The organism is Arthrobacter sp. AZCC_0090 (genome assembly GCF_014207375.1).
GTDB lineage: Bacteria > Actinomycetota > Actinomycetes > Actinomycetales > Micrococcaceae > Arthrobacter.
In genome coordinates this window covers 428,790-439,865 of sequence record NZ_JACHEE010000003.1, presented here as the reverse complement: position 1 = coordinate 439,865, position 11,076 = coordinate 428,790, and the positions used below count along the sequence as shown (strand labels likewise).

Genomic DNA, 11,076 nt, shown 5'->3' with positions numbered 1-11,076 from the left:
ACGAATTCGCCTCCCTCGGCGCCGACGGCTTCGGCTTCTCCGACACCCGCCAAGCCGCACGACGCTTCTTCAAGAACGACACCCACTCGATCGTCGTGAAGGCGCTGCAGCTACTCGCCCGCCGTGGCGAAGTGGATGCACAGGCTCCGGCCCAGGCAATCGAGAAGTACCGCCTCCTCGATGTCAACGCCGGGACCACCGGCGGCGCAGGCGGCGAAAGCTAAACCTCAAGCGAAGCGAATCTAAGTCAGAAGACCACGACGGCGGTCCACACCGGAAGGTGCGGGCCGCCGTCGTGCTTTAACCATCCCCGCACAGCGCTGCGCGGCCCGGATGCTCGCGTGACCCACACCAAACGCAGTTGTAGCCTTCTCACAAATGGAGCTTGCGGATGATGCGCCGTATGCTCAAGGCATGGCAGAGCCGATTCAAACCCCCGCGAAACGTAAAGCGGCTGCGCGCGCGGTGTCACCCGAAAAGGCTGAGACCCTGAAGCGGCTCCGTGCCAATGTGGGGCAATTGTCCACCACCACCATGCGCAAGCTTGAGAAATCACTGCCTTGGTACAGCCGGCTGAGCTCCGACGAACGTTCAGCGCTAGGCTTGGTTGCCCAAAACGGAATCGCGGCTTTCGTGACGTGGTACGAACGGCCCAGCTCGCCGTCGTGGATCCTGACGGATGTCTTCGGCAATGCTCCCACTGAGCTGACCCGCTCCATCAGCCTTCAAAAGGCCCTCCAGTTGATCCGGATCGTGGTCGAGGTGGTGGAGGACCAAGTGCCCGTGATTGCGCCTGAAGCCGACCAGCCTTCGTTGCGCGAAGCGGTCCTGCGCTATTCACGGGAGGTGGCTTTCGCCGCCGCGGACGTCTACGCCCGAGCCGCGGAATCGCGCGGTTCCTGGGACACCCGGCTCGAAGCCCTGATTGTCGACGCCATTCTCCGCGGCGAGAACACTGATGCCCTTCGCTCCCGCATCGCAGCCCTCGGTTGGAAGGCGCAGGAACGCTTCACCGTGATGGTGGGAAACTCGCCGTCGGAGCCGAGCGCGAGCTATGTGAGCGAGCTGCGCCGGACGGCCGGACGCTATGCGGAGGACGCCTTGGTTGGCATCCAGGGCGACCGCCTGATCCTCATTCTGGGTGGCGTGCAGGACCGCGACACCGCATATTTGAAGCTGAGCGAACTGTTTGCCCCGGGCGCGGTGGTCTATGGACCGGAGGCCGGCTCCCTGCTGGAAGCGAGCAGTTCTGCGCAAGCAGCCTTCGCCGGGCTCACGGCGGCCAAGGCGTGGCCCTCGGCTCCGAGGCCGGTGGCCGCCGACGACCTGCTCCCGGAACGCGTAGTCTCCGGTGACGACGCTGCCCGCCGTTCCCTCATCAAGAACATTTACCGGCCCCTCCTCGCAGCTTCCAACGGGCTCGTTGAGACGCTGGGCACCTATCTCGAGCTTGGCCATTCCCTCGAAGCAACTGCCCGCGAGCTGTTCGTCCACGCAAACACAGTGCGGTATCGTCTCAAGCGCGTCTGCGACGTCACAGGGTGGGATCCGCTCCTCCCCCGGGAGGCTTTCGTACTCCAAACTGCCTTGGTTGTGGGCAGGCTTTCGGCCCAGCCAAAGGCGACGTCGGAGCGTCACGGTACCCGATCCGCGGGTTGAACCGTTGTAGACTTCCTACAAACTGACCCAGTGAGCTTGGTGTACGCAAACACCAGTAGTTCACGCGGCAATTTGGAAAGCTGGTTACGTGCTTGCAATCGTCTGCCCTGGACAGGGCTCCCAGACCCCTGGATTTTTGGCCCCTTGGCTGGAGCTCCCTTCCGTAGAGGGCCATTTGGCCTCCCTGAGCGAAATCGCAGGCATCGACCTCAAGGCCCACGGCACCACCTCCGATGAAGAAACGATCAAGGACACCGCTATCGCGCAGCCCTTGATCGTCGCCGCCGGACTCGTGGCAGCGAAGTCCCTGTTCGACGTCGAACTCAGCACCCTTCCCATCGTTTTGGCCGGGCACTCGGTCGGTGAGATCACTGCCGCAGCACTTGCGGGTGTCCTCAGCGAAGAAGAAGCCATGACGTTCGTCCGCGAGCGTGCCAACAACATGGCGGCCGCTGCCGCCGTCACCCCCACCGGGATGAGCGCCGTCGTCGGCGGTGACCCAGCTGAGGTTCTTTCGGCAATTGCGGCTGCGGGCGCAACGCCCGCGAACGTCAACGGCGCCGGGCAGACCGTGGCCGCGGGCACCTTCGAACAGCTCCAGGCCCTCGCTGACAACCCGCCGGCCAAGGCCAGGGTGATCCCGTTGAAGGTCGCCGGCGCGTTCCACACCTCCCACATGGCTCCGGCCGTGGACGCGCTTGAAGCACTCCGGCCCTTGCTCAAGCCGCAAGCCCCCACGGTCCCCTTGCTCTCGAATTTCGATGGCCAGGAAGTAACGGACGGCGGCGCCGCCGTCGAAAGCCTCATCGCCCAAGTCTCACGCCCGGTGCGCTGGGATCTCTGCATGGAGAACCTGGTCCAGCGCGGCGTCACCGGACTCATCGAGCTCGCGCCGGCCGGCACCTTGGCCGGGCTCGCGAAGCGCGGTATGCCGGGCGTCAAAACGGTTGCCGTCAAGACCCCGGATGACCTGTCCGCGGCACTTGCACTCTTCGCAGAACTGGAGGGAGAAGCATGAGCGCCCCCGTACTCAAGCAAGCACGGACCAACGAATACTCACGCATCGTAGGCATCGGGGCATACCGCCCGGACATCATCGTCACCAACGAAGACGTCTGCCAGTGGATCGATTCCTCGGACGAATGGATCCGCCAGCGCACCGGAATCGTCACCCGCCACCGTGCCGCGGCCGATGTCAGCGTCATCGACATGGCCGAGGGAGCTGCCCGCGAGGCACTCAAGCAGGCCGGCATCGAGGCTTCCCAGCTTGGTGCCGTCATCATCTCAACCGTCACGCACCCGTATGCCACGCCGTCCGCAGCCGCTGCACTCGCCGACCGTTTGGGCGCCACCCCGGCACCGGCCTACGACATTTCCGCGGCGTGCGCAGGCTACTGCTATGGCATTGCCCAGGGCGATGCGTTGGTCCGTTCCGGCGCGGCCGAATACGTTCTCGTGGTAGGCGCCGAGAAGCTCTCGGACGTGATCGACAACCACGAGCGCACCATTTCCTTCCTCCTCGGCGACGGTGCCGGCGCAGTGGTCATCGGCCCGTCCGATACCCCTGGTATCGCCCCTTCGATCTGGGGATCCGATGGAAGCAAATGGAACGCGATCGGCATGACGCATTCCCTCGATGAAGTCCGCAACCTTGGCGAGACTGCCCGCCATTCGGATGAATCCGATGATCAGGCCATTATTTCCGCCGCACAGGATGTTTGGCCGACGCTCCGCCAGGACGGCCAGACGGTCTTCCGCTGGGCCGTCTGGGAAATGGCGAAGGTTGCCCAGCAAGCCCTCGATGCCGCCGGCATAGAAGCCTCGGATCTTGCGGCTTTTGTCCCCCACCAGGCGAACATGCGGATCATCGATGAGATGGTCAAGAAGCTGAAGCTCCCGGAGACGGTCGTTGTTGCGCGCGATATCGCGGAAGCCGGCAACACCTCGGCCGCTTCCATTCCGCTGGCCACGCACCGTCTCTTGCAAGAGAACCCGGGACTCAGCGGTGGCCTCGCCTTGCAGATCGGATTCGGCGCCGGCTTGGTCTTTGGTGCCCAGGTAGTCGTTCTTCCGTAGTTTGGACTGCTTTTTACCCCCAACTGAATAATGCTTTGGAACCCAAACCGTATCCGCGGTTTGCCCCCATTTCCGGCAGCAGCCGGCACAACAAGAAAAGGAGCCAACAATGGCTAGCAACGAAGAAATCCTGGCCGGCCTGGCTGAAATCGTGAACGAAGAGACCGGCCTCGCCACCGACGCCGTCGAGCTGGACAAGTCCTTCACCGAGGATCTGGACATCGACTCCATCTCGATGATGACCATCGTCGTCAACGCCGAAGAGAAGTTCGGCGTCCGCATCCCGGACGAAGAGGTCAAGAACCTGAAGACCGTCGGCGACGCCGTCAACTTCATCTCGAACGCACAGGCCTAGCCTGGCATCAACTGTGCCGGACTTCGGGTGCGACCTGTTGCATCCGAAGCCCGGCACAGCTGCTTTATTTCCCAGAGTTTTTTCCTGCCTCCCCAGTGAGAACAGCACGTGGGTTGGCTGATCCGACAGAGAGTGATCGCATGGCACGCAAAGTAGTCATAACCGGTCTGGGCGCCACAACGCCCATCGGCGGCGACGTCCCCACGATGTGGAAGAACGCGCTCAAAGGGGTCTCCGGTGCCCACACGCTCGAGGACGAGTGGGTTGCCAAGTATGACCTTCCGGTCCACTTTGCCGCCCGGTGCTCGACGCCGGCCCTCGAGGTCCTGAGCCGCGTTGAAGCCAAGCGCATGGACCCGTCCACGCAGTTCGGCGTCATCGCCGCACGCGAAGCTTGGGCAGATTCCGGTATCACCGAAATCGACCACGATCGCCTTGCCGTTGCTTTCGCTACTGGCATCGGTGGCGTCTGGACGCTCCTGGACGCTTGGGACACCCTGAAGGAAAAGGGCCCTCGCCGGGTACTGCCCATGACGGTCCCCATGCTCATGCCGAATGGCGTCGCCGCAGCCGTCAGCCTTGACCTTGGCGCACGCGCCGGCGCGCACACTCCGGTTTCTGCTTGCGCTTCCGGCACCGAAGCCGTGCACCTCGGCCTCGACCTCATCCGTTCGGGCAAGGCCGACGTCGTCGTGTGCGGTGGCGCCGAAGCCGCCATCCACCCGATGCCCCTCGCCGCGTTTTCCTCGATGCAGGCGCTCTCCCGCCGCAATGACGATCCTGAGCACGCTTCGCGGCCATACGACCGCGACCGCGACGGCTTTGTGATGGGTGAAGGCGCAGGCGCCCTGGTCCTGGAAGCCGAAGAGCACGCCATCGCCCGCGGTGCGCGCATCTACGCTGAGCTCGCCGGTACGTCGGTCACGGCCGATGCGTACCACATCACGGCACCGGACCCGGAGGGCCTGGGCGCTACCCGCGCTTTGAAGGCCGCTATGTTCGATGGCCGCATCCAGGCCGAAGACGTGGTACACGTCAACGCCCACGCCACGTCCACGCCGGTCGGCGACAAGCCTGAGTACACGGCGCTCCGTGCCGCCCTGGGCGCACACGTCGACAATGTGGCGGTCTCTGCCACCAAGTCCCAGATGGGCCACCTGTTGGGTGCTTCAGGGGCCGTGGAAGCCGTACTGACGGTGCTCGCGGTCTATGAACGCCAGGCTCCATTGACCATCAACCTCGAGAACCAGGATCCGGAGATCCCACTCGACGTCGTCACTTCCGCACGCACCTTGCCTGCCGGTGACATCGTCGCTTTGAGCAACTCCTTCGGTTTCGGCGGCCACAACGCCGTCATCGCCATCCGCAACGTCTGACAGCTCCTGCCCAGTTCGGCGCACAATCGGCGCGCACAAGAGGAGGGCCCCACGCGGTGGGGCCCTCCTCTTTGCTATGGAAAACCTGTCTTTGCTCTTTCGCGCCGGCGCCTGGGCCGTGCGGGGCTTCGCCGGGGCTACGCTAAGGCCGTGCGGGGCCTAGCCGACCTGATGTAGCCAGCGGACGGGCGCACCTTCGGCAGCGTGGCGGAAAGGCTCGAGTTCTTCGTCCCAGGCCTCGCCGAGCGCCAATGAAAGCTCGTGATACACAGCCGCGGAGTCCCCCGCTGCCGACTCATAGGCGTAGCGGATACGGTCCTCGGTCACCATGATGTTGCCGTGGACATCCGTGACGGCATGGAAAATACCAAGCTCCGGCGTGTGCGACCAACGCGCACCGTCCACGCCTGGGCTGGGCTCCTCCGTGACTTCATAGCGAAGGTGCGCCCACCCGCGCAAGGCCGACGCCAGTTGTGCGCCCGTTCCCGGGACTCCCGCCCAGGACAGTTCGGCACGGAACATTCCGGGCGCGGCCGGTTGCGGAGTCCACTCAAGATCGGTCCGCTTATCAACGACCGATCCGATGGCCCACTCAACGTGAGGGCACAACGCGGTAGGGGCCGAATGAACAAACAAGACACCGCGAGTTGTTGCAACAGACATTCCATCCTCCATAGCTGTAGGTACGTCTTCCCCAACGACCTCTGCCTGGATGAAAAGTTTGCTGCGCGCGTGCCGCGCTGTTCCGGTTTCCCTAGCCTCCTATGATTTTTTCCACAGCGGAAGAACATTCAAGTTGAAGTTGAAAGTTCCCCGACATTGCTTTCATTTTGCCGTACGGACCGGAATTACGCCAGTGCGATTCGCGGATGCACTGATTTCGTCCCTTCGGGGCCCTTCAGACTGCTGCGGGATTCTCCGGACCGCGTTCCCTTAGGCGCGCGGATGGGCCTGTTGATAACTCTTGCGAAGCCGGTCCACCGACACGTGGGTGTAGATCTGGGTTGTCGCGAGACTACTGTGTCCAAGTATCTCCTGCACCGCGCGCAAATCCGCCCCGCCGTCCAGCAAATGGGTAGCAGCTGTGTGGCGCAGTGCGTGGGGACCTGTTGCCGCGGTATCCCCCAGCGCCGCCAGGAGGTCATTAACCACGCTTCGTGCCTGGCGTTGGTCGATCCGGTTGCCCCTCGAACTGAGAAACAGCGCCGGCCCGCTGCGCTCGGTAACTAGCCGCGGACGACCCCGATGGAGCCAGTCGTCGACGGCGAGCGCAGCCGGTACCCCATAGGGGACAGTACGTTCCTTATTGCCTTTGCCGAGCACACGGAGGGTCCTGCGGTCCGGGTCGAGATCATCGATGTCGAGGCCGGCCAGCTCTCCGACACGGATTCCCGTGGCGTAGAGCAGCTCGACGACGGCCCGGTTACGCAGCGACATCGGGGAGCCATCCGCGGCCGCCTCGGCCAGGCTTTCGAAGATCCGGGCGACTTGCTGCTGGTGAAGGACCCCAGGGAGTGTGTGATCGCGTTTGGGGGCTTGGAGGCGAGTGGCCGGGTCGGATGCAATCAGCTCTTCCCTCAGGGCCCAAGAAGTGAATGCCCTGGCCGTGGCGGCGTGCCGGGCAAGAGTCGCCCTTGACCTGCCGGTTTCGCTCTGTGCGCCCAGCCAGCGACGCAGAGTGCCAAGTTCCAAGTCCGTGGGCTCCTCCACGCCCTCTGTGGCGGCAAAGCCCAGCAAGTTCTCGATATCGGCGATGTATGCCCTCACAGTGTGAGCGGATCTGGCCCGCTCGCCTTCGAGGTAGCGCCGAAAGTTCTCCACGGTCTTGGCGAGTGCTTCGGGGAGCGGTTTCTCTTCCACCCTTCCACTGTGCCAGCAGCGAGGCCGGGCTGGTGGCATCGCCACGTTCCGGGCAGAGAGCCTGATTCGGGTCGGCTGGATCCCGCTCAATTCCGCACCCCCTCATCCGCTCGCTCAACCCCGCTTCCCCGACCTCTTCCAGGCACCGCCCACAGATACTGCCAGTCCCAGCAATCCGAGCCGTCCAAGCCCGGCCCGTACCGACTCCGGGCTGAGTCCAGCTACAACCGCGAGCTTCTCCACCGAGCTCGTTGAACGGACTGGTAGGGCATCCAACAGGATGAGGTCCTCGAGTGTGAGTCCATCGTGGTCGGAAGCATCCGATTCCTTATCGGCGGCGAGAGCTTCACCACTGGACCCCGCCAGTTCGGCAATCTCGCCGACATCCGTGACGCAAACAGCCCCGCCGTCCCTGAGAAGCCGATGGCAGCCAGCGGAGTTGGCACTATGTATGGATCCCGGAACTGTTGCAACGCCCCTGCCTATGGATTCGGCATGGTGGGCAGTATTCAGCGCGCCCGAACGCCAGCGGGCCTCCACCACAACTGTCACACCTGCTAACGCCGCGATGATTCTGTTGCGCTGAAGGAACCTGTAGCGGGTGGGCGCCGAACCCGGGGGAACCTCTGCGATGACCGACCCTTGATTTGCCACGGCACGGAGCAAATCCTCATTCCCGGACGGGTAGTACCTGTCCACTCCCCCTGCCATCACCGCGATGGTCGGCATGTCGCTGGTACCCCCGGTCAGCGCGCCACGATGGGCGTGGGCGTCTATTCCGTACGCGCCTCCCGATACGACGCTATAGCCGCGCTGGCCCAACCCGTAGGCGAAGTCACCGGTTACCGATGCCCCATAGCTGGTGCTGTCCCGGGAGCCGACAAGGGCAACCACCCGCCGCAAGGGTGGAAACTCCACTTCGAGTCCACGCCACCATAGACACAACGGTTCATGCAGGCCAAGATCAGCCAACTGAGCTGGCCACATCGGATCGCCGGGGATGATCATGCGGCCACCAAGGCGTTGCATCGTGGCAAGATCCCGGTCGGGGGCCAGGTTCGGAATCCTTGGCGCCCAGCGACGCAATGCGGCAGCCAATCCGGCCCACGCTGCGGAGACCCCGCTGTCAACCAGCAAGGAACTCACCTCTTGCTCAAGCTCGGGACCAGGGAGGAGCTCACCGATCGCTATCCTGAGACCATCGACGGCCCCCGCGGCCTGCACCAAGGCGAGTCCGGCAGCGTCTTGTGGCTCCATCAGCCTTGAGAGCGCTGCCCGGGCGAGGCGCTCTTTCGATCGGTCCGCGGTCCCGATTCCGCGCACCGACGGCGCGGCTTCCGAGGGAGGCGTTTCCCGCGGTAGCGGGTGGTTCTCAGTCATGGCGTGTCCTTTCATGCGGCCGCAACCGCCTGCCGCAGGCCAAGGGCCTGCCCGATGTCATCGCTGTGGGGCCGGTCCTGGTGACCCAGATCCGCAAGCGTCCATGCAAGGCGCAGGACGCGGTCGTAGCCTCTCGCGGTGAGGATTCCACGCTCAAGGGAAGTATCCAGAATCTTCGTGGTCGCAGTGGGGAGGCGTAGTTCGCCACGCAATACACGGCCGGGAATCTGCGAGTTGGTTTCCATCCCAAATCTCCCCAAGCGTTCACGCTGCCTTGACCGGGCGGCATGGACTCTCCCGGCGACCGTAGCTGTGTCCTCCTCCGCGCCGGATTGCCCGAAGTCGGCAAGGGATACACGTTCCACTTGAAGCTGGATGTCCACCCTGTCCAACAAAGGTCCTGACATACGCCCAAAGTAGCGGCGCCGCATCACTGGAGTGCAGGTGCAATCGACTCCTTTGCCAGTGGCCTTTCCGCACGGGCAAGGATTCGCAGCAAGGACCAGTTGGAAACGAGCCGGGTATGCTGCGGTACCGGCCGAGCGGTGGATGACCAGCTCACCGCTCTCCAGGGGCTGCCGCAGGGCGTCCAGAACGCGGCGTTCGTACTCGGGTGCCTCGTCGAGGAACAGGACGCCACGATGGGCTCGTGATGCCGCTCCCGGCCGTGGCAGGCCGGAGCCACCACCGATGATGGCGGCGGCAGTCGCACTATGGTGGGGGTTCTCAAAAGGCGGGCGGCGCAACAGCTGTACCGAATCAACGTGGACGGCTGAGAGTGAGTGGATCGCTGTGACCTCCATGGCTTCTTGGTCGCCCAGATCCGGCAAGAGTCCAGGGAGCCGCTCCGCGAGCATGGTCTTGCCGGCACCGGGCGGGCCGCACAGCAACACATGGTGTGCCCCCGCCGCCGCAACCTCGAGGGCACGGCGGGCATCACCCTGCCCCGATACATCGCAAAGGTCCGGAACAACCACGGCACCGCTTTTGCCGTCGCCAATAGCTTCACCATCGACGGGATCGTAGTCGAGGGCCAGGTCCTGGGGGTCAGCCCCGAAATCAAAGGCCAAACGGGCCAGGGTCTTGTAGCCGCGAACCACTGCCCCGGGAACCAACTCCGCCTCGGCGACGTTTGCCCGGGCCACCACGATCTCGGGGTGGCCCGACTGAACAGCCGCCATGACCGCCGGCAAGATACCGCGAACCGGCCTCAACCTGCCATCCAGTCCCAACTCGGAGATGAAGACCGTACCTTCGGTGGAACGGATGTCACCGGCAGCGCGCAAAACCGCCATGGTGATCGCGAGGTCGAACCCCGAGCCGCGCTTCGGCAGCGAAGCCGGAATCAGGTTTGCGGTGATCTTTCGACGGCTGAGGGGGATGCCGGAATTCTGGGCGGCCGAGCGAATACGTTCCTTGGCTTCGTTCAAGGACGCGTCCGGCAGGCCCAGGATCACGAAGTTCGGGAGGGTCTGGCCGATATCTGCCTCGACCTCCACGATGTAGCCGTTCAGGCCCAACAGTGCAACGGAGTAAGCCCGTCCCACGCCCATCTAGCCCACACCCCTGAGGTGCTCCAACTTTGGTTCGCCTACGCCGTCGTCGATGACCCCCACGACATCCACCCGGCGGCGCGAGGCGCGCAACTCGTGATCACGGCACCAGGACAAAGCCAGGCGATGGAGCCGAGCAAGCTTGGCTGCATCAATGGCTTCGAAGGGATGCCCGTAGGCCAGGTTCTTCCGGGTCTTGACCTCGGCAATCACCAAGATGTCGCCGTCGAGCGCCACGATGTCGATCTCCCCCTCGTGGCACCTCCAATTGCGGTCAACAATTCGCATCCCTTGGGTTTCAAGGAACCCGGCAGCCAGCGTTTCACCGTGCTGGCCCAACAAGTCTTTGGCTTTCATAACCACCTCCGCTACCAGCGTGGAGGCGCGGAGAGTCCAAAGACAGGGAGGAGTTTGGCTATGTGGGAAACTCCGTCAATGGGACGGTGTGGAGGAGAAGTTCGCGAGCTGCCCTAGTTGCCCAGGTTGCCGAGATCGCCCAGATCGCCGTCTTTCGGCAAGGAAAGTTCCTCGCTCCGCGGCAGTTCTTCGACGTTGACGTCCTTGAACGTGATGACCCGGACATTCTTCACGAAACGGGCCGAACGGTAGACGTCCCAAACCCAGGCATCTTGAAGTGTCAGGTCGAAATAGACCTCGCCGTCGGCACTGCGGGCCTGCAGGTCGACGTGGTTTGCCAGATAGAACCGGCGCTCGGTCTCGACAACATAGCTGAACAAGCCAACGACATCGCGGTATTCGCGGTAGAGCTGTAGCTCCATGTCGGTTTCATAGTTCTCAAGATCCTCGGCACTCATAG

At 63.7% G+C, this 11,076-nt stretch carries 12 protein-coding genes; 6 read left to right on the top strand and 6 right to left on the bottom strand.

Going from position 1 to position 11,076, the window contains the following annotated elements:
* From HNP00_RS07325 to fabF, 6 genes are all read left to right on the top strand, one after another.
* On the top strand, positions 1–224 hold a 224-nt coding region (locus tag HNP00_RS07325), incomplete at its 5' end, for a hypothetical protein (protein WP_184737401.1).
* A gap of 190 nt (positions 225–414) precedes the next feature.
* A complete protein-coding gene (locus tag HNP00_RS07320; protein WP_184737399.1) occupies positions 415–1,659 on the top strand; it encodes a CdaR family transcriptional regulator in 1,245 nt (414 codons plus the stop codon).
* An 88-nt stretch (positions 1,660–1,747) separates the two neighbouring features.
* A complete protein-coding gene (locus HNP00_RS07315) occupies positions 1,748–2,677 on the top strand; it encodes an ACP S-malonyltransferase (RefSeq protein ID WP_184737397.1) in 930 nt (309 codons plus the stop codon).
* Positions 2,674–3,735 (top strand): beta-ketoacyl-ACP synthase III, encoded by a 1,062-nt coding sequence (locus tag HNP00_RS07310; RefSeq protein ID WP_184737395.1) that lies wholly within the window; start codon positions 2,674–2,676, stop codon positions 3,733–3,735. Before HNP00_RS07315 ends, HNP00_RS07310 begins: the two co-directional genes overlap by 4 nt.
* 109 nt (positions 3,736–3,844) lie before the next feature.
* The gene (locus HNP00_RS07305) at positions 3,845–4,090 is read left to right on the top strand and encodes an acyl carrier protein (protein ID WP_184737393.1); all 246 of its coding nucleotides are present in this window, start codon (positions 3,845–3,847) and stop codon (positions 4,088–4,090) included.
* Between the two features lie 140 nt (positions 4,091–4,230).
* Positions 4,231–5,466, top strand: coding sequence for a beta-ketoacyl-ACP synthase II (fabF, locus tag HNP00_RS07300; RefSeq protein WP_184737391.1), 1,236 nt, complete (start codon positions 4,231–4,233; stop codon positions 5,464–5,466).
* A gap of 159 nt (positions 5,467–5,625) precedes the next feature.
* On the opposite strand, the gene HNP00_RS07295 is transcribed toward fabF, so the two are convergent.
* From HNP00_RS07295 to HNP00_RS07270, 6 genes are all read right to left on the bottom strand, one after another.
* On the bottom strand, positions 5,626–6,129 hold the full coding sequence (locus HNP00_RS07295) for a DUF3145 domain-containing protein (RefSeq protein WP_184737389.1): 504 nt from the start codon (positions 6,127–6,129) through the stop codon (positions 5,626–5,628).
* A gap of 270 nt (positions 6,130–6,399) precedes the next feature.
* Positions 6,400–7,365: a tyrosine recombinase XerC gene (locus HNP00_RS07290; protein ID WP_184737500.1), complete on the bottom strand. Its 966-nt coding sequence runs from the start codon at positions 7,363–7,365 to the stop codon at positions 6,400–6,402.
* A 75-nt stretch (positions 7,366–7,440) separates the two neighbouring features.
* The gene (gene dprA, locus HNP00_RS07285; RefSeq protein ID WP_260404835.1) at positions 7,441–8,583 is read right to left on the bottom strand and encodes a DNA-processing protein DprA; all 1,143 of its coding nucleotides are present in this window, start codon (positions 8,581–8,583) and stop codon (positions 7,441–7,443) included.
* 134 nt (positions 8,584–8,717) lie between these two features.
* On the bottom strand, positions 8,718–10,259 hold the full coding sequence (locus tag HNP00_RS07280; RefSeq protein WP_184737385.1) for a YifB family Mg chelatase-like AAA ATPase: 1,542 nt from the start codon (positions 10,257–10,259) through the stop codon (positions 8,718–8,720).
* Positions 10,260–10,616: a YraN family protein gene (locus tag HNP00_RS07275; protein ID WP_184737383.1), complete on the bottom strand. Its 357-nt coding sequence runs from the start codon at positions 10,614–10,616 to the stop codon at positions 10,260–10,262.
* 113 nt (positions 10,617–10,729) lie between these two features.
* Positions 10,730–11,074 (bottom strand): DUF2469 domain-containing protein, encoded by a 345-nt coding sequence (locus tag HNP00_RS07270; RefSeq protein ID WP_059387678.1) that lies wholly within the window; start codon positions 11,072–11,074, stop codon positions 10,730–10,732.
* Positions 11,075–11,076: the final 2 nt, after the last annotated feature.